Source organism: Superficieibacter sp. 1612_C1 (assembly GCF_015234305.1).
Classification (GTDB): domain Bacteria; phylum Pseudomonadota; class Gammaproteobacteria; order Enterobacterales; family Enterobacteriaceae; genus Superficieibacter.
Window position 1 is genome coordinate 435,451 of record NZ_JADGMI010000006.1, and the last position, 17,722, is coordinate 453,172.

Consider the following 17,722-nt stretch of genomic DNA (forward strand, 5'->3'; position numbering starts at 1 on the left):
GGAGCTGCTGCTCAACGGACGGCCTGAGCCAGATGTCCGAACCGGTTGCAGAGCTTCCCCGCAACGATGACGTTCAGACGCGTCTGCGCATCATGCAGATGGACTGCCCGACGGAGGAGACGCTCCTCCGAAAAAAACTGGCAAAATTACCTGCCGTCAGCAATCTTGAATTCAATCTGATACAGAGGGTGCTTACCGTGACCCATACACCGCAGGCGCTGGAACCGGTTCTGCAGGCGGTGCGCTCGCTGGGTTTTGACCCGGAACCGATTGATAAAGCAATGCAGCCTGAAGGCAGCTGCTGCTCAGGCCGTGAGGCGGAAAATACCGGCGGTTCCTGCTGCTCGCCTGCCCCTGTCACATTCGGTGAGCTGCAGACGCAGCAGGTGACCGCTGACGGGGTGCGTACCAGTATCAGGATCATGCAGATGGACTGCCCGGTTGAAGAGGGCATGATCCGTAAAAAGCTGGACGGCATGTCAGCCGTCAAGGAACTGGATTTCAATCTTATGCAGCGTGTACTGACGGTGGTTCACGCACCGGATACGCTGGAGCCGGTTCTGGCCGCCATTCGTTCTCTGGGCTTTGAACCTGAACTTCCTGACAGTAATGGCCGGCACGCGGTCACTGAGGAAAAGAAAAAACACTGGTGGCCGCTCGCGCTTGCCGGTGTGGCGGCAATCGCCGCCGAAGCCATGCACTGGGCGGGCATGCCGGAATGGCTGGAAGCGGCTCTTGCTCTGGCTGCCGTTGCGGCCTGTGGCCTGTCCACGTACAAAAAAGGCTGGATTGCTCTTCGCAACGGCAACCTGAATATCAACGCCCTGATGAGTATTGCCGTCACCGGGGCGCTGGCGCTCGGACAGTGGCCTGAAGCCGCCATGGTAATGGTGCTGTTCACGATTGCGGAACTGATTGAAGCGAAATCTCTTGATCGCGCCCGCAATGCCATCGGCTCTCTGATGAAGCTGACGCCTGAAACGGCCACGGTTCAGCAACCGGACGGCTCCTGGAAAGAAACTGAGGCCAGGTCTGTATCCCTTAACAGCGTGGTCAGGGTAAAACCGGGCGAGCGTATCGCTCTCGACGGCACGGTGGTCCGGGGCAGGACCGCCATTAATCAGGCACCTATTACCGGCGAAAGTCTGCCGGTGGATAAAGGGGAAGGTGACCCGGTCTTCGCCGGGACGGTCAACGGCTCCGGTGGCTTTGAGTACCGTGTAACGGCCGCTGCCGGAAATACCACGCTGGCGCGTATCATTCATGCCGTGGAGGAAGCGCAGGGGGCAAAAGCCCCTACGCAGCGCTTTGTTGATCGCTTTGCACAAATTTATACCCCTGTGGTGTTTGCTATTGCCGTCGCAGTTGCCGTTCTCCCACCGCTGATTGCAGGTGAAAGCTGGCAGGAGTGGATTTACAAGGCGCTGGTGATGCTGGTTATCGCCTGCCCCTGTGCGCTGGTCATTTCCACGCCAGTGACCATTGTCAGTGGCCTGACGGCAGCAGCCCGCCGGGGGATATTGATCAAGGGCGGCGTTTATCTTGAAGAAGGCCGAAAGCTGAAGTGGCTGGCGCTCGACAAGACCGGCACCCTGACGCACGGTAAGCCGGTACAGACGGATGCGATTATCTATACCGGGGTGGCAGAAGATGAGGGGCGCAGTCTGGCTGTGAGCCTGGCAGGTTACTCCGATCATCCGGTTTCGCAGGCTGTATCGGCGGCATCAGATGGCATTCAGCGTTATGAAGTGGAAAACTTTGAGGCTCTGCCAGGCCGCGGCGTGCGCGGCGTCATCAACGGTCAAACCTACAGTCTGGGCAATCTGAGGCTGGCTGAAGAAACGGTGCGCTGTCCGGAAGCGGTCAGGGCTGCACTAACGGAACTGGAGACCGGGGGTAAAACGGTCATCATGCTCTGTGACACTCATCAGGTGCTAGGGCTGTTTGCGGTGGCTGATACGGTGAAGGAAAGCAGCCGCGAGGCGATAAGTCAGTTGCATAGTCTGGGTGTTAAAACGCTCATGCTGACCGGAGACAATGCGCACACTGCGCAGGCCATTGCCGGTCAGGTTGGTATCGATGAGGCGCGGGGGGATCAACTGCCGGAAGATAAACTGCGTGCTGTAGAAACATTTACGGCGCAGGGCACGACCGGCATGGTGGGCGACGGCATCAATGATGCACCGGCGCTGGCCCGCGCCGATATCGGCTTTGCCATGGGTGCAATGGGCACGGATACCGCCATCGAGACTGCCGATGTGGCCCTCATGGATGATGATTTGCGTAAAATTCCGGCTTTTGTCCGACTCTCCCGGCAGACGTATAACATTCTGGTTCAGAATATCGTTATGGCTATTGGGATCAAGGCAGTGTTCCTGGCCCTGACCATTGCAGGTATGGGGACCATGTGGATGGCCGTATTCGCGGATGTGGGGGCAAGCCTGCTTGTCGTGGCAAACGGTCTGCGCCTGTTGCGTAAGTAACCTGTCTGGCTGCTCTTCCGGTAAAGACAGGCACCTGAAAATAGCCGCTAATCTGCACTCCGATAAAGGAAGAGAGTATGAAACCGCGTAACATGATTTTATTGCTGATGCTCGCAGTCGTGTTTCCGGCAACGGCTGCGCAGGCAGTACACGGAAACCATGCCGGAATGTCACCGTCTTCTGAGGCCTATATGGACGGCATGAATAATATGCACGAAGGAATGATAAAGGCCGTACAGGACCCGGATGCAGACAGGGCATTTGCCAGGAGCATGATTGAACATCACAAAGGAGCCATTGCCATGGCCGAAACGGAACTCCGTTATGGTAAATCACCGGCAATGCGGAAGATGGCTGAAAGCATTATCAGCGCCTAGAAAGAAGAAATACGGCAGATGGAAGTATGGCTCAGTAAATAAGCTCTTTTTTATTACTTTCGTTACGGCGTAGCAGCTCCTTACTACGCCGTCCTTCACACACATAAAGTGAATTCCGGTCAGGGCCTGCTACAGAATACGTGGGATATCTGTTTTCATAAGAGCGGCGTTCAGTTTTTCCACATCACCTTCTATTACTTCTTTCTCATCGGGCGTCAGTGGCACTTCTTCAAGATAATGTTTTACCGATGCCTTACTTTCCAGTAACAGTCCTCTTGCACTTCTCTTTGGCAGATTAAAATCACATCCGATGCATGCCATACGGTGCGGGCAACTGCTCCAGAAGGGATTAGTACAGAAAGAGTCGCCCAGATCATAATATGTCGCAGGTCCCGTGAGGCTGGTTGCTGCGGGGTCATGATCAATCAGCACGCTTATCATGTGCGCTACCCGGTCAGCTTTAACAAAAGAGGCAGCAAGCTGCGTCGGGCGTATTCGAATATAATGCATGGTGGATTCCGGCGGTAGCGAATAATCTTCATCCCCTGATGCGTGCGGGTGACGGCCAGCGCCGCAAACCCGGCTGCGGTGACATAGCTGACAGACGGAGCCAGAGCGACAGCCCAGGGTGCCTGCACACAGACATACGCCGCCATGCCCGATACCACGGCGGTATTCAGCTCAACGGCCGGACGCAGCAGGGCCTCAATGACGTAACGGTTACTCATCGTCTGCCTCCTTTATAATTTTACCGTCGGCTATACGGATATACGTTCCCCTCCCGGCACCGGCTTCCCTGCAGGAAAGGGAGTGGTAACGCAGGGCATCCGCCAGTAAGCGCCAGAGCACATACAGAACATTCGACAGGATGAAAAAAATGATCCATACAGCCCGCAATGACAGCAGGTAATTGTTCGCCGCGGTTTCTGTGGAGACGGCAGTGACGGTACAGGCGCTGCCAGGCCGCGTTCACCTCACGCTGGAAATCAAGCTCTTTCTGGGTGCGGGCAAACTCTTCCTTCACCCACTTTTCAGCAAACTTACGGCGCTCTGCCGGCGTCTGCGCCTCGATACCGAGGGTGGAAAGCGGATCGAGACCCGGCGACTGGGTACCCCGGGGTCCCTTCATCAGCTGCTGATAACGCTGATAATCGTCGGCACTGAGTCCCCACTGACCGGCCTGCTGCTGCAGGTTTTGCTGTGCGGAGTCCGCCCGTTGTGTTGATTCCTGTCGGCTGACATCCGTCTGTCCTGATGTGGTCGCGGCCAGGGTCAGGGGACTCAGCAGCATGGCGGCTAAAAAGGTGTGTTTCAGTTTCATCATTCGCTCCGTTATTCTGCTCTGAGCACGGTCAGGCGGCCGTTAACCCGAAACGTCGCCTCACCATAACCGGCACTGACCAGCGTCCAGCCGGCAACGGTTTCGCCCTCTCCGACCAGGGCCACCTGCGACAGGCTGCTGTAGCCCCGGGGCGCGATGGCAGCCCAGGACTCTGCCCCCCGCTTCTCCACGCCCGTCAGCACAAAAGGCGCATTGCGAGCCACGCGAAGGGACGGAGCAGCACGACGTGTGTCAGCGGGACGGGGCTTTTTTGCAGCAGGCGCGTTTTTTTTGACCGGTGCGGCGACAGGTGCGGCGGGTGCGGGTGCCGGCTGTGATTTCAGCGCTGTCAGCTGCTCAGTCAGCGCACTCAGGCGGGTTTCCAGCCCCTGCTGGGCGTCCTGAAGGGTTCGCAATGACTGACGCACGGCGTCGTCGCTGCCGGCCTGTTTCGCAGCAGCGCTCAGCTCCTGCTGCATCTCACCAAGTTTTTTCCGGGTATCCTGCAGGCCGGTTTTGAGCGTGGTCACATCTGACTGCAGGGCCGCGACTGTCTCAACAGTGGCCGCTGTACTGCCCTGAGATTCAAGGCGTGCAAGGCGTTCATCAAGGTTCGATATGCCCAGACTGAAGGCGGTGTAGCCCAGCGCCAGAATGCCGGCCAGCGCCACACCGCTGGCAGCGCCCCAGATGAGGCGGCAGCGGGGACGCCAGCTGAATCTTTTACGAGCCGGAGCGGGGTCAGTATGGAATGGTTGCTGTTCGCTCATTTTCTCAGAAACCCTCCGCTGACAGGTTTAACGGGTACTGACTGAGGGGCGCTGATGGCCGGTTGTGACACGGCGGACGGCGCAGGCGTGGACCAGCTGCTGACCGGCGGCGGAAGCTGGGAGACCGGCAGCTGGTAGCCGTCGCGCAGGCTGTGGCAGACCACACGCTGTACATCATCCACCTCAAGCTGCCAGGCCGGACCGGCCAGGACCTGCAGGGCAGTACGCAGGCGCATCGGGCCCAGCTGGTACTGAACCGCCGGCAATGCCTGGCGGTAAAGCACGCCGTTGGCGGAGCCTGTCGCGCACAGGGAATAACCGGACTGGCGCAGGGCGTAACGCAGCGCATCCGCCACGGTAGGATGCAGGGATGACGGGATACGGATATCAATAATCTGGGAGAGAGGGTCACGCTGGGCCGCCTGCGGATCGGTGCTGACCAGCAGATAACGATCGTAGCGCACCACTTCCGGCGTCCGCGCATACTCGTCCGGAGAGACCGGCTGAACGTTGCGGGTGACGGTGGTGCCGGGTGTCGGGTCGGCAGGCGCACGCTGTTGCAACTTTTGCGGCTGGGAAACACAGCCCGCAAGGAGCAGCAGGGGAAGAACAGTGGCAAGCCTGCCTGGTGAAAATACGTTGTGAGAGGTGTTACGTTTCATCCGGAATTTTCCTGTACAGTGATAAAACAGCCCTCACTGTGCGGAATCGGTCCGGTTTCACTCAATTAACAACTGATTTTCCGTTGATGAAAAAAAACGCCACCCGAAAGGATGGCGTTGCGGTGAAACAGACAGTAATCAGTCCGGGTAAAACTCGTTACTGAGAATAGTATCTGTTGTCCAGATGCTGTCTTCAGGAAAGATATCCAGACCTATGCCGGTTTCTTTGGAAGCATCGGCGCGGGCGTCAAACCACACATCCGCAAGCCATTCAGGATCAGAAAACGCGCTTTTCAGGCTCGGCGTCTTGTTCAGACGTCGTACAATCAAATCACGCTGACCTTTAATGGTTAACTCCCAGCTTTTACCTCGATGGGTTGGCTGAAACTTCCATTTAAGAAGGTGGGCCAGTAAGACAGCCATACGGCTGGCCAGCTCACGCTTTTCACTTTTGCCCACGTCTTCAATCTCCTCGGCGATGTTCTCAATATCAATCTGACTGAGCTTTCCGGCACGCAGTAAAGCTGCCTGTTCACTGGCCCAGGCAACAACGTCTGAATCGTAACGTGCTCCCATACAAGCCTCCGTTAGTCAAAAAGTGAAGAAACCGCCAGAACAGATATGCTCCGGGGATAACATAAGATGCAACATAAAAAGTTGCTTCCTGAAGTTTGTCAGAGACAGTCATAACAGTCAAAGCTCCATTAATTCAGAGGGCGTGAATTGCCACTCTGGAACAGTCATACCCGAATCCAATGAACGGTATATCGTCATCGAAGTCCATCGGTGGCGCACCGGCACTGCTGCCGGAGGCCTGGCCACTGTGAGTCGGTCCTGAAGGTTGCTGAGGCTGCCCCCAGTCATTCCGGGAAGACGTATTCTGTCCGCTGCCGGACTGGCGGCCGCCAAGCATCTGCATGGTGCCACCAATATTGACCACCACCTCTGTGGTGTATTTCTCCTGGCCGGCCTGATCGGTCCATTTGCGTGTGCGCAGCTGACCCTCGATGTAAACCTGGGAGCCTTTGCGCAGATATTCACCCGCAATTTCTGCCAGCTTGCCGAAAATAACCACCCTGTGCCATTCGGTCACTTCTTTCTGTTCGCCGGACTGCTTATCGCGCCAGCTCTCAGACGTGGCCAGAGAAAGGGTGGCAACTGCACTGCCGTTGGGAATATAACGAACTTCAGGATCCTGGCCGAGGTTTCCGACAAGGATAACCTTGTTAACGCCGCGTGAGGACATAATCATTTCTCCTGTAAGGAATAAAGAAACACCCCGCGAACGGGGTGTGTCAGGTGCGCATCAGAATGAGTTTTCTGCGTAGTTTTGTTGTGCGGCAGAGCCATTCTGCGGCGGCACGGAGTCAGATTTTTCAGTCTTGTAAACCATTTCCTGGCCTATTTTGATCCAGTCCACCTTTATCAGGCGGGCTTTCAGACTGACGCGCTGTTCGCCGGCATGGTCGCCTTTGTTCAGCGTAAATATGTCCGTGGACGGGTTACTCAGGTTAAAGCCCAACAGGACTTTCTTGTCTTCATCGACGGCTTTCTGGCAGCGGGCGATAAGGCTGGTTGCCTCTTTACCTGCGACAGAAATGTCAAAACGGACGTAGGCCGGATTATCAGTCGGACCACTCAGTGCATTTATTACGCAGCTGAGGAACGAGCCATTCTGATGGTTAACCTGGCGGATGTTGCTGAGATACCCGATGCCTTTGATAGTCAGGTTGAAGTACTCAGATTTTGCAGATGCAGAAGTATTGTTTGCAGACATGATGTTTTCTCCATGGAGGTAAAAAAAGGTACGGCGGAGAAACCATCTGCCCTGACGGGAGTGGTTTCCCGTCGGGGGTCAGGATCGGTTGAATCCTGAGAGTCTGGTATGTTGAAAGGACCTCAATCACTGTGCAGTGATATCCGTTTCCAGAGGTTAAACGGATTTACCACCCGAAGGTATCCTCTCTCAGGCTGCGAGGATTTTCCGGTCACCCGAAGGTGTTTCTCTCAGACCGGTGAAACGTTAGCTGGCAGTCACCCTAAGGCGTTTCTCTCAGACTGCTGAAACTTTAGCTGGCTGTGAAAAACAGCGGTAAGCACTGTTGATTTTTAAACCAAACAAGCCTGGTGTCAACCCATAAAACCAGAAATGAAAACGGCGCTGCATATGCAACGCCGTGGGGGCTGTACCAGACCTTAATGTATCTCACTACTCCGGGGATCCGTTCCCGACGCGATTTTCACGGAGCGCATGCGTCTTACAGTTCCTGCCAGATGTGCGATGGCAGACCGTCGTGCCGGTTGCCAGATTAATCCCGTTAAAGTTAAGCTGGCTGCCTCCGGCAAAGGGGTACATATCGAAGCGTAGTCACATTAGCAGAACCCGGCCCGGGGTTGTACAGTGAAATAACTCATCACTGTGCGGATGATTCTGTTTTTGTCCCTGATGCTGCTTTTTTGCGCTTTGTGGTCTTTTTCCCGTTGGTGTTAATAATACCTTTGCAGTCTGGGTAACGCACGCAACCCCAAAAATCTCCTTTCTTACCTTTGCGTTTACGTGTGGGCCCTTTGCATAACGGACAAGGGGGCGTGACGGGAGCGGTGATTTTCACACTGTCCTGGCGGCCTTTTTCGACAAGGTGACGGGTCCACTGCAGCTGCTTTTGCATAAAGACCGCAAGCGACATTTTCCCCTGCGAAATATCATCCAGTGCCTGCTCCCATAATGCGGTCATGCCCGGGCTCGTCAGCGTTTCCGGCAGGGCCGCAATCAGCTCCCGGGCCATCTGCGTTGAGTGGATGTGCTTCCCTTTTTTCTCCAGATAGTGTCGTTTGAAGAGGGTTTCGAGTACTGCCGCACGCGTCGCCTCTGTGCCCAGACCTGCGTTATCACGCAGCACTTTCTTGAGCTTCGGGTCACTGACGAAACTGGCCGCGTTCTTCATGGCAGCAATCAACGTCCCCTCCGTGAACGGTTTAGGCGGACTGGTTTTCATATCTTTAACCTCAGAACCGGTGACAGCGCAAATATCCCCTTTTGCCAGCGCCGGCAGCGCCATACTGTCACCGTCGACGTCCTCTTCATCGTCATCTTTTTCAGCCTGGAACAATGACTTCCAGCCCGTCACCACACCGACTTTCCCGCGTGTACGGAACAGCTGACCACCGATATTGAAAGACGCCTCCGTCACGTCAGATTCCTGCAGCGGAAGGAACTGGGCGAAATAATGCTGGCGAATCAGATGGTAGACCTTCAGCTCATCGGCGCTGAGGCGCGACAAATCAAATGCCTGTCGGGTGGGAATGATGGCATGGTGCGCGGTGATTTTCTTGTCATTCCAGACACGCGAGACAAACTTCCTGTCCAGCTGATTCAGTACCGGGGCCACAGCGGGATCGGATTTTGCCACTGCCGCCAGAACGTCGGGTATTTCCTGCTGCATCGAAGTTGGAAGGAAACCGCAATCTGTCCGGGGGTAGGTGGTCGCTTTGTGGGTTTCGTAGAGGGATTGGGCAATGGCGAGCACATCATTTGCGCCCATGCCGAACTTTCGGGAGCAGACCTGCTGAAGGGTGCCCAGGTCAAAACAGAGGGGGGCCGCCGTTTTTTCCCGCTTCTGTGTTACCTCCAGTACCACAGCCCTGCCCTGCTGCTGACACAACTGCCCCACCGCCCGGGCGGCCTGGGGATTGATGCAACGCTTTTCCTCATCACAGTACTGCTCAACGGGCACCCAGACTGCCCGGAACCGGACGCCCTCTTTTTCAATAAGCGCATGTACCTGCCACCAGGGCTTTGGCACGAAGGATGTGATTTCATTATCCCTGTTAACCACCATAGCAAGCGTCGGCGTCTGTACCCGCCCGACGGACAGCACTTCTGACACCCCTGAGTCACGGGCCTTAAGGGTATAAAGACGCGTCAGGTTCATGCCAATGAGCCAGTCCGCCTGGCTCCTGCCCTTGCCGGCATCATACAGCAGGGCTGTTTTTTCCCCCGGAAGAATACTGCTAAGTGCTTCCTTCACACTGGCCTCATCCAGGGCTGACAACCAGAGCCGGCGTACCGCGCCACTGTAGCGGCAGTATTCCATCAGCTCACGAGCGATCACCTCGCCCTCGCGGTCGGCATCGGTTGCGATGACCACTTCAGACGCCTTTTTGAGCAGCTTACTGATAACGGTGAACTGCGATTTTGTCTGCTCTTTAACGACCATTTTCCAGGCCTCAGGCAGCACAGGCAGAACATCGGCACGCCATGGCCTGCCATACTGCTCGCCATAGGCTTCAGGGCTGGCAGTTTCGAGTAAATGGCCGACCGCCCAGGTCACAACGATGTTACCGCCGCTGATAAATCCCTGCTCACGCTTGCTGATACCCAGCACGCGGGCAATATCCTTTGCCTGGGAGGGTTTTTCACACAGAAAGAGTTGCATGTGTTGCCTCCCGCATCAGCGTTTTTCACCCGCCGCAACAGCGCGGACATCATTCATCAGCTTCGTGACGCCGGACCCGGCCAGACGCTGTGATGATGATGAGCGATAGACAACATAGAGCCTGCTGCCGGACCCGTTTTTCTCGATTTCGATATCCAGGTGATCACGTCCGTTCCAGTCGGAGCCCATTTTGTAGTAGCTGCCCGGCATGGCGTCCCAGACGGGATGCGCATCATCTTCTGCCGCCGCTTTCCAGTCCCCGTCATTTGCGGCCTGCCGCAGTGCCTCAAGCTCCTGTGTGGAGATAAATTTGTAATGGCGCTTCAGGCGGGCCGCCGCGGTATCCACATCGACCGGCACGGAGAACGTTTTATCGACGGACTGCATGGCCTGTTGCCCCGCCGGGCTCATCAGCGGCATCCCGCCACTTTCTCCGCTGTCGTTGCCGCCTAACGTTTTTGTCAGGTTCGCAGCGGTATCGCTGACCTGTTTATTAATCGCAGCCCAGTCCGTTGTTGCGCATCCGCTCAGTAAAAAGAAGGAGGTGAGGAGGAACACAGGGCGAATCATATTATTTCTCCTCCTGAACGGCTTTTCTCAGAGGTGGAGAAAAGGAAGAGCGTTTCTTACCAGTAAGAATGTCAGTATCGGGCATGCCCAGTTTTTCTATTGCCTGTTGTGCTTCTTTAGTCTGGATTGCTATGTCAGCACGGTTAACCTTGACGGTTCGATAAAGGCGTAGCACACCATATACTTTTCTGATTAAGTGAGCGCAATGGCTCAGTAGTTCATCGCGACGGTTGCGGGATATGAGACCGTAATGAGCCGCCTGGAATGCTTTATCCGGGGCGGGCGTTACCGGCTCTCCTGAGATTTCACGACGTGGACTGGAGAAAGGCTGCGCGACCTCAACAGACTTCTGCGCCGGTGTGGCCTGACCTGCAGAGTCAGCGGTGACGAGGCTGTTTACGGGAGGGATGGACACCGGTTCTGGATCGCCGAAGTGATGTCTGCGGTTACGTTCTTTAGGATCCAGTTCCATCATCCAGCGGTCATAATCCAGCTCCGGATGGGGCAGCGCATGCAGTAAATCACCAATTAATTCATCGCGAAACATCTCAAGAGACCACAGTTCCGGTGAGTTGAAACGGCCACAACACTGGCCAAAAACGTCGCTGAAGGATTTGTCGCCTGTGTCTGAAATCAGGCAAAACTCATCCCACACGCGTTCAGCATCATGCCGGAGCGCCAGCAGCGCCGTTATCTGAGGCCTGCCGAGCCCGGACTCAAGCAGGTCTGGGATCCACGGAAAAAGATATTTCAGTGCATCTTCCATACGGCTGATAGTTGAATTATGTACCGGCAGACCTTCACGGGTCAGAAGCTCTGACAACTGTCGTAAAGAGACTGGCTTTCCTAACTGCTCTTCATATATAGAGCGGGCTTTGTGGATCCCCTGCGCTTTTTCAATAAAACTCAGTTCCCCGCGCACTTCATTCTCTGCCAGATGGCCGATAACACACTGCAGCCGTCCCGGCCACGGCTTGAACAACACATGGACACGGAAAAAACGGTCTTCTCCGGTCTCCTGCCACAGTTCTGACAGGATCTGATAACGTGTATTACCACCGTCGCTGAAGATGTACATATCGGGCTCACCATCCGGGTCACGGGTGACTTTGGGTACGGTGTCCAGCCCGCGCGAACGGATGGAAGCCTTGATATCGTCATAACGCGGATTGCGTGATGTTCGCGGATTATCAGGATTCGGGCTTAACTGGTCGAGCGTCAGGACCATGGGCATTTCAGCCGCCGGCATGACGCTGATATTGCCGGCCGCCTGCGACTGGCGTCCGGGCTGCAGCATGGCAGCCCCCACATTAGAACTTTTACGGCTCATGCCTGTTTCCTCCCGCTGCGGTAACCGAAGTCATAGCTGCCTTCCTGAAACTCCGAAAAGAGGGTATAACGCCCGTCAAATTTGACTTTCACCGTGCCGGTTGGCCCCTGCCGCTGCTTGCCGACAATGATCTCAGCCACCCCGGCATCAGGAGTGCCGGGGTTATAAACCTCATCCCGGTAAATAAACATGATGAGGTCTGCATCCTGCTCAAGCGCACCAGAGTCACGCAGGTCACCATTATTAGGGCGTTTATCGGCCCGCTGCTCCACCAGGCGGTTGAGCTGGGAAAGCGCCAGTACCGGACAGCCCAGCTCTTTACCGAGCGCCTTAAGCGAGCGGGAAATTTCCGCTATTTCCTGCGTGCGGTTTTCCTGCTCGGGGGAGCGGACAAGCTGCAGATAGTCCAGCATGATGAGAGAGGGTCTGCCGTATTTGCGGACATAGCGACGGGCGCGGGCGCGCAGTGTAGCCGGGGTCTGGTAGCTGGTATCATCAATGATCAGACGGTTTTTCCATTCAATAATGCGACCGGTAGCCGCTGACACGCGAGCCCAGTCTTCATCATCCATGTTGCCGCTGCGAAGCCGGGACAGTTCCACCCGGCCTTCCATCGCCAGCAGGCGCATCATCAGCTGCTCTGAGGGCATTTCAAGACTGAACACAAAGACGTGATCGTCAGGTTTTGCGCCCACGGCCGCGGTGCAGGCGGCCATGGCCAGCGACGTTTTTCCCATGGAAGGACGGGCGGCCAGCAGGGCCAGATCGCCGGGCTGGAGACCACAGGTCATCGCGTCCAGTTCACTGAAACCGGTCGGTGTGCCGGTGAGGCCGTCACTGGCGGACATACTTTCCAGATGCGTCAGCAGTTTATCCAGCGCCTCGTTAACGCCGGTCTCACTGTTGAGCTGCATGGCTCCCTGTTCGGCAATGTTAAACAGCTTACCTTCGGCCGACTCAAGGATGCCGGCCGAGCTGGCTTTCGGGGCCTGCACATCGGAAAGAAGACTGTTACCCACTGTCATCAGCTGCCGCAGGCGGCTTTTCTCCGCCACCACGCCGGCGTAAGCAAGGATATTGGCTGCAGACGGCGTGTTTTTACTCATTTCAGCCAGATAAGCAAAGCCGCCACACTGTTCAAGGTCGCCTTTGTTCTCCAGCCGTTCCGTAATAGTGATGAGATCGAGCGGTAGCCCTTCTCCGGCCAGCTCGGCCATGACGCGGAAGACCATACGGTGCGGCCGGGAAAACAAATCTTCCGGGGAGATTTGCAGTATCACCTCATCCCACCGGTCGTTATCAAGCATCAGTCCGCCCAGTACGGCCTGCTCAGCCTCATAAGAGCAGGGCATCATCATCTCAGACATGACGCACCTCCCGGGTCAGAACGTCACTGAAATGGCTCTGCCACTCAGGGAACAGTTCACACGCGAGGTCGTGCATGGTGACGGCTGCGGCCGGACCTTTGCGGCGTGTTTTGTATTCCAGACGATGCACGGGCTGCTGCTTGACGTGCCCCAGTTTGAAAATATCCAGCGCCTCGATACGGGTATTGAGTAAACGATAAACGTCACGGTTGCCCAGCGCAGAGGCGTCGTAATGTTTTTCGTTAATGATGGCGGCAAGACCGTCCATTGCTTCACGGTCAAGCAGAGTGTTTTCGATACAGTTGACGAGAATGGAAATATCAGGAAGGCGGATACCGTAATTTTCATAGGTTTTCAGGCGGGTAAGCATGTGAAGGGAGCCGCGGATAAATTCACGGACATCCGGAAGGATGGGTTTAACAACGCCCATCACATTACCGGTAGAGGACAGGAGGGAAAGCTCAGTCATAACGCCTGTTGCGCCTTTAGAATCCACAATAATGGCGTCATAACGGTTAAAGAAAGGATGCTGAAGTATGTTACGCAGGCGAAGACGGCCATCTGCAGCGTGGAGCATCGCGGTCGGCAACAGTTCGTCCGGGTCGTTTGAGTAGATGACATCGAGATTTTTTATGGCGGTCTGCGAAATGCATTGCGTATGGTCACTGACCATCTGCATCAACAATTCATAGAGACCGAATGGGGATTCATGCTCCAGCGCGAAGATACTGCTGGCTGTGGGCTGGGAATAGTCTGCATCCACAAGAAGGGTATTCAGGCCAGCATCGGCAAGAAAACCGGCAAGGTAAGCAGCAAACGTGGATTTGCCTTCTCCACCTTTGGGAGAGATAACGGGAAGTATTGTCATTTTGCACATCCAAAACAATGGTTTGGATGTATGCGTTAGCGATTATTCACATCTCTGTAACACAAAGGCAAAAAATTTAACTTTCCGGCAATGGGATTGAAAATCCCCGTGTCCTTGGTTCGATTCCGAGTCCGGGCACCACCTATTCTTATACGGACGTCTACGGACGTCCGTTTTTACTTTCCCCATCAATAAGTTCCCACTTACACCACGTCTACCCAGTTACACTGAAAACCACTCGCAGCCACATCTGTTTGCTGGTAAAACTGTTGGTAAAGTCAGTTCGATTATTTTTTTACCAACAATCGGAGGGGATTTCGATGCCACTCACTGATATTAAAGTAAAAAATGCCCGTCCCTCAGAGAAACCCGTCAAACTCACAGACGGACAGGGGCTTTATCTCCTCGTGCATCCCAATGGTTCAAAGTACTGGCAACTGGCATACCGTTTCAGTGGAAAACAAAAAGTTTTCTCCGTCGGCGTCTACCCTCTTGTTTCTCTTTCAGAAGCCCGTAAAAAACGCGATGAGGCCAGAAAACTCCTGAGCGACGGTATTGACCCTGTTCAGCAGAAGAAACATGCCAGAAACGAAACGGCCGGGATTATCCGTTTTGAACATATTGCCAGGGAATGGCATCAGAAACTTTCACTCAGTGAACGCTGGTCTGAAGCACACAGTGATCGCGTGTTAAGCAGCCTGATTAGCCATGTATTCCCTTCTATCGGACAATGTGACATAACCCGGTTGTCGACACGGGATCTTCTTGTCCCCATCAGAACTGTTGAAACAGCGGGACATCTGGAAACGGCTTCCCGTCTGAAGCAACGGCTCACTGCCATTATGCGCTACGCAGTCCAGGAAGCGCTTATCAGTCACAATACTGCTCTGGATCTGGAGGGGGCCATATCAGCACCTGAACGTACCCACAGGCCAGCCCTGGAGCTTGAGGCTATCCCTGACCTGCTGAGCCGTATTGAAGGCTATAAGGGCCGCAGGCTTACCGTACTGGCCATCAGACTGACCTTACTGGTGTTCATTCGTTCAAGTGAGCTTCGTTTTGCCCGCTGGCCTGAAATTGATTTTAAAAATGCGCTCTGGCTTATCCCACCTGAACGGGAAGAAATTATTAACGTCAGGTTTTCCGGTCGTGGTTCAAAAATGAAAACACCACACTATGTTCCTCTCAGTCGACAGGCCATGCAGATACTGGAGGAGCTGAAAACACTAAGCTACGATGCAACTGACGGTCAGGGGCTGATTTTTGTGGGCTGTCACAGCATTCATAAACCAATGAGTGAAAATACAGTGAACAAAGCCCTGAGAACGATGGGTTATGATACGAAATCAGATATTTGTGGTCACGGCTTCAGAACAATGGCCTGCAGTTGTCTCGTGGAGTCAGGGAAATGGTCTGAAGATGCAATTGAAAGGCAGATGAGCCATCAGGAGCGAAATCAGGTCCGCGCGGCATATATTCACAAGGCAAAGCATCTGGAGCAACGTCGGCTGATGCTGCAGTGGTGGGCTGATTACCTGGATGCAAACCGGGACGGAATGGTCAGGCCATTTGAGTTTTCCTGCGCGGAAACCACAAGCCCGGTGAGCAGCTAACTTTAATCGTTGCCGCCACATCTTATAAGCGCCCCGTATACGAGTAAATGGAAGAAAGGTTGCCTGAAGGTAGCCTTTCCTGTACCTCAATATACAGGGAAGCTGGTTCTTATTTCATCTTATCACATGTGAATGATGGATTTAGTAACATTGATCCTTTTCAGGAAATAATAAATTCACATCCTGCCCGTTGCTTTAAGTGAATTTCAAACATAAACTCTCTTAACCTGTTCATAAATATTTGTTATGCTAAAGTTGCCCAAATAAATGAATAGCAAAACAAGACGTCAGTGTCAGCTAGTTTTTAAATTCAACTTATCACCCAGAAGAAAACATTATTATTTTTTATATAAAAACAACAATGCTTAACATGCGTCAACAGACATGCATATAAACAAAACGATAAACAAGAATTAATAACCACATCACTATGTTCCTCCGGTACCTTAATGACCAATACCACCTGAGCAGTATGCATGCCTTCAAAACAGGTATTAATGTTAGTGCTTTATCATAACAATAAATTTTAAGGCGAGCTGGAGCCTCAATTCCGAATTAAAATAAAGCTTATGTGAGCGAAACACGATTTTCCAGTACTATACTCATCATTTTCCAGTTTTCCACCTGAAGAGTTAATCAATGGCGGCTGACTGATATTCAGGCATACTCCGACACCATTTTAGTCTTACGGATACTATATGCTGACTAAATAAGGATGTCTCACAACTTTTCCACCAGTGCTTTTAATTGTGTAATTAACTGCGTTTTCTCATCCCCGGCTTCTGTTTTACAGGGTCTGGTTGACTCACGGATGATCAAACGTGTAGGCAACAACTCGCTGATTTTTTTCTGCGGAGTTGCCATCAACTGGATCAGCAACTCTACCGCCCGCTTACCCAATACATTAAAATCCTGGGCAACGGTGGTTAACGGCGGCTGAAAGTAAAAGCTGTCCGCCGTGTCGTCATAACCGGTGACCGAGACAGCCTGGCTGCCGGTACGATTAAGCTGCGCCAGCGCGCTAAGCACCCCGAGCGCCATCTGATCGTTCGCCACCACGATTGCACTAATACGTGGATGCTGATGCAGTAGTTCAAACGTCTTATTCCAGCCACTGGCGGCGCTCCAGTCACCAAATACCGTTACCGCATTGCTGACCCCCAGCCAGTGCAGAGCCTCGCGCCAGCTGCTCAGCCGCATGCGCGCGGAAACCGAACTTTCCGGCCCGGCAAGTAACCCGAACTCGCGGTGCCCGGATTCCCAAAGGTGCCGTACGCAGGCACCGCAACCGTCGCGGTGATCGAAGCGCACGCAGCACACATCAGTCTCAGGTGAAACATCAAGAAACAGGCAGGCAATGTCCGGGTTCTCCTCTACCAGTTGCTCCGCAAGACTGCTTTCCAGTGGCAGGCTGATAATCGTGCCACGAATATGCTGGGCGCGAAACTCATTGAGCCGTGCCTGCAGCGACGGATAATCGACCTGCGCCGGCATTGCAATCGAGACCTCCATCTGATGCAAACCAGCATAGCTTTTCACCGCCGCAGCGATTTGCGAAGGTGCGTGCAGCGTTAGCGAGGCAGTAATCAGGCCAATCGACGATGCGGATTTACCCGCCAGCAGCTGCGCAGAACGGTTCGGCACATAGTGCAGCGCCTGCATCGCGCGAATGACTTTATCGCGGGTTCGTTCGGACACCACATCCGGTTTATTCAGCACCCGGGAGACCGTCTGCTGAGACACTCCGGCCTCCCGGGCCACATCTTCTAACGTTGCCAGACGGCGTTGCATCACATACTCCTTTTGTCCCAAAACACCAATGTCGTTCGCTAACATTTTATGTTTAAAGGACGACAAAACCCAGCCCTTTTTATGACGTTTCGTGATCGCCAGTGGATTTCGTTTTCGCCAGTATTGCGGACACG

The 17,722-nt window shown here is 54.2% G+C and carries 13 protein-coding genes and 5 pseudogenes; 3 read left to right on the top strand and 15 right to left on the bottom strand.

Annotated elements, in window-relative coordinates:
- Positions 1-32 precede the first annotated feature (32 nt).
- Both INT84_RS21215 and INT84_RS21220 read left to right on the top strand, forming a co-directional pair.
- A complete protein-coding gene (locus INT84_RS21215) occupies positions 33-2,483 on the top strand; it encodes a heavy metal translocating P-type ATPase (protein ID WP_006785989.1) in 2,451 nt (816 codons plus the stop codon).
- Between the two features lie 77 nt (positions 2,484-2,560).
- Positions 2,561-2,860: a DUF305 domain-containing protein gene (locus INT84_RS21220; protein ID WP_006785988.1), complete on the top strand. Its 300-nt coding sequence runs from the start codon at positions 2,561-2,563 to the stop codon at positions 2,858-2,860.
- 129 nt (positions 2,861-2,989) lie between these two features.
- Here INT84_RS21220 and INT84_RS21225 read toward each other — a convergent pair.
- The 14 genes and pseudogenes from INT84_RS21225 to INT84_RS21285 form a co-directional block, all read right to left on the bottom strand.
- Positions 2,990-3,382: pseudogene (locus INT84_RS21225) on the bottom strand (integrase); the annotation flags it as partial.
- A pseudogene (locus tag INT84_RS21230) lies at positions 3,376-3,588 on the bottom strand (conjugative coupling factor TraD, PFGI-1 class); the annotation flags it as partial. The pseudogenes INT84_RS21230 and INT84_RS21225, both read right to left, overlap by 7 nt.
- A gap of 218 nt (positions 3,589-3,806) precedes the next feature.
- Positions 3,807-4,181, bottom strand: a pseudogene (locus INT84_RS21235) (TIGR03759 family integrating conjugative element protein); the annotation flags it as partial.
- An 11-nt stretch (positions 4,182-4,192) separates the two neighbouring features.
- The gene (locus INT84_RS24265) at positions 4,193-4,711 is read right to left on the bottom strand and encodes a hypothetical protein (protein WP_237764975.1); all 519 of its coding nucleotides are present in this window, start codon (positions 4,709-4,711) and stop codon (positions 4,193-4,195) included.
- A gap of 236 nt (positions 4,712-4,947) precedes the next feature.
- Positions 4,948-5,613 (bottom strand): PilL N-terminal domain-containing protein, encoded by a 666-nt coding sequence (locus INT84_RS21245; protein WP_006785957.1) that lies wholly within the window; start codon positions 5,611-5,613, stop codon positions 4,948-4,950.
- A 138-nt stretch (positions 5,614-5,751) separates the two neighbouring features.
- A complete protein-coding gene (locus tag INT84_RS21250; protein ID WP_006785955.1) occupies positions 5,752-6,189 on the bottom strand; it encodes a DUF29 domain-containing protein in 438 nt (145 codons plus the stop codon).
- 133 nt (positions 6,190-6,322) lie between these two features.
- Positions 6,323-6,859 carry a single-stranded DNA-binding protein gene (locus tag INT84_RS21255; protein ID WP_006785953.1) on the bottom strand — a complete coding sequence of 179 codons (537 nt, stop codon included), beginning with the start codon at positions 6,857-6,859 and terminating at the stop codon, positions 6,323-6,325.
- Positions 6,860-6,919: 60 nt separating this feature from the next.
- The gene (locus tag INT84_RS21260) at positions 6,920-7,390 is read right to left on the bottom strand and encodes an STY4534 family ICE replication protein (protein ID WP_006785950.1); all 471 of its coding nucleotides are present in this window, start codon (positions 7,388-7,390) and stop codon (positions 6,920-6,922) included.
- Between the two features lie 637 nt (positions 7,391-8,027).
- Positions 8,028-10,049, bottom strand: a complete 2,022-nt coding sequence (locus INT84_RS21265; RefSeq protein WP_006777725.1) for a DNA topoisomerase III — start codon at positions 10,047-10,049, stop codon at positions 8,028-8,030.
- Between the two features lie 15 nt (positions 10,050-10,064).
- Positions 10,065-10,619, bottom strand: coding sequence for a hypothetical protein (locus tag INT84_RS21270; RefSeq protein ID WP_006777724.1), 555 nt, complete (start codon positions 10,617-10,619; stop codon positions 10,065-10,067).
- Position 10,620: 1 nt separating this feature from the next.
- A pseudogene (locus tag INT84_RS24270) lies at positions 10,621-10,878 on the bottom strand (AcaB family transcriptional regulator); the annotation flags it as partial.
- 12 nt (positions 10,879-10,890) lie between these two features.
- A pseudogene (locus INT84_RS21275) lies at positions 10,891-11,949 on the bottom strand (ParB family protein); the annotation flags it as partial.
- Entirely contained in the window at positions 11,946-13,316 is a 1,371-nt protein-coding gene (dnaB-PI, locus tag INT84_RS21280) for an SPI-7-type island replicative DNA helicase (protein WP_006777718.1), read from the bottom strand. The pseudogene INT84_RS21275 and the gene dnaB-PI, both read right to left, overlap by 4 nt.
- Entirely contained in the window at positions 13,309-14,184 is an 876-nt protein-coding gene (locus INT84_RS21285; RefSeq protein ID WP_006777717.1) for a ParA family protein, read from the bottom strand. The genes dnaB-PI and INT84_RS21285 overlap by 8 nt, the downstream gene beginning before the upstream one ends.
- 320 nt (positions 14,185-14,504) lie before the next feature.
- On the opposite strand from INT84_RS21285, the gene INT84_RS21290 reads away from it, so the two are divergent.
- Positions 14,505-15,797: an integrase arm-type DNA-binding domain-containing protein gene (locus tag INT84_RS21290; protein WP_194208360.1), complete on the top strand. Its 1,293-nt coding sequence runs from the start codon at positions 14,505-14,507 to the stop codon at positions 15,795-15,797.
- A gap of 720 nt (positions 15,798-16,517) precedes the next feature.
- Here the strand turns inward: INT84_RS21290 and INT84_RS21295 are convergent.
- Positions 16,518-17,588 carry a LacI family DNA-binding transcriptional regulator gene (locus tag INT84_RS21295; protein WP_194208361.1) on the bottom strand — a complete coding sequence of 357 codons (1,071 nt, stop codon included), beginning with the start codon at positions 17,586-17,588 and terminating at the stop codon, positions 16,518-16,520.
- Positions 17,589-17,722: the final 134 nt, after the last annotated feature.

Excerpts from the sequence above, each read along its gene's own strand:
- INT84_RS21215 (WP_006785989.1), top strand. The coding sequence starts at position 33 with ATGTCCGAACCGGTTGCAGAGCTTCCCCGCAACGATGACGTTCAGACG.
- INT84_RS21220 (WP_006785988.1), top strand. The coding sequence starts at position 2,561 with ATGAAACCGCGTAACATGATTTTATTGCTGATGCTCGCAGTCGTGTTT.
- INT84_RS21245 (WP_006785957.1), bottom strand. The coding sequence starts at position 5,613 with ATGAAACGTAACACCTCTCACAACGTATTTTCACCAGGCAGGCTTGCC.
- INT84_RS21250 (WP_006785955.1), bottom strand. The coding sequence starts at position 6,189 with ATGGGAGCACGTTACGATTCAGACGTTGTTGCCTGGGCCAGTGAACAG.
- INT84_RS21255 (WP_006785953.1), bottom strand. The coding sequence starts at position 6,859 with ATGTCCTCACGCGGCGTTAACAAGGTTATCCTTGTCGGAAACCTCGGC.
- INT84_RS21260 (WP_006785950.1), bottom strand. The coding sequence starts at position 7,390 with ATGTCTGCAAACAATACTTCTGCATCTGCAAAATCTGAGTACTTCAAC.
- INT84_RS21265 (WP_006777725.1), bottom strand. The coding sequence starts at position 10,049 with ATGCAACTCTTTCTGTGTGAAAAACCCTCCCAGGCAAAGGATATTGCC.
- INT84_RS21270 (WP_006777724.1), bottom strand. The coding sequence starts at position 10,619 with ATGATTCGCCCTGTGTTCCTCCTCACCTCCTTCTTTTTACTGAGCGGA.
- dnaB-PI (WP_006777718.1), bottom strand. The coding sequence starts at position 13,316 with ATGTCTGAGATGATGATGCCCTGCTCTTATGAGGCTGAGCAGGCCGTA.
- INT84_RS21285 (WP_006777717.1), bottom strand. The coding sequence starts at position 14,184 with ATGACAATACTTCCCGTTATCTCTCCCAAAGGTGGAGAAGGCAAATCC.
- INT84_RS21290 (WP_194208360.1), top strand. The coding sequence starts at position 14,505 with ATGCCACTCACTGATATTAAAGTAAAAAATGCCCGTCCCTCAGAGAAA.
- INT84_RS21295 (WP_194208361.1), bottom strand. The coding sequence starts at position 17,588 with ATGCAACGCCGTCTGGCAACGTTAGAAGATGTGGCCCGGGAGGCCGGA.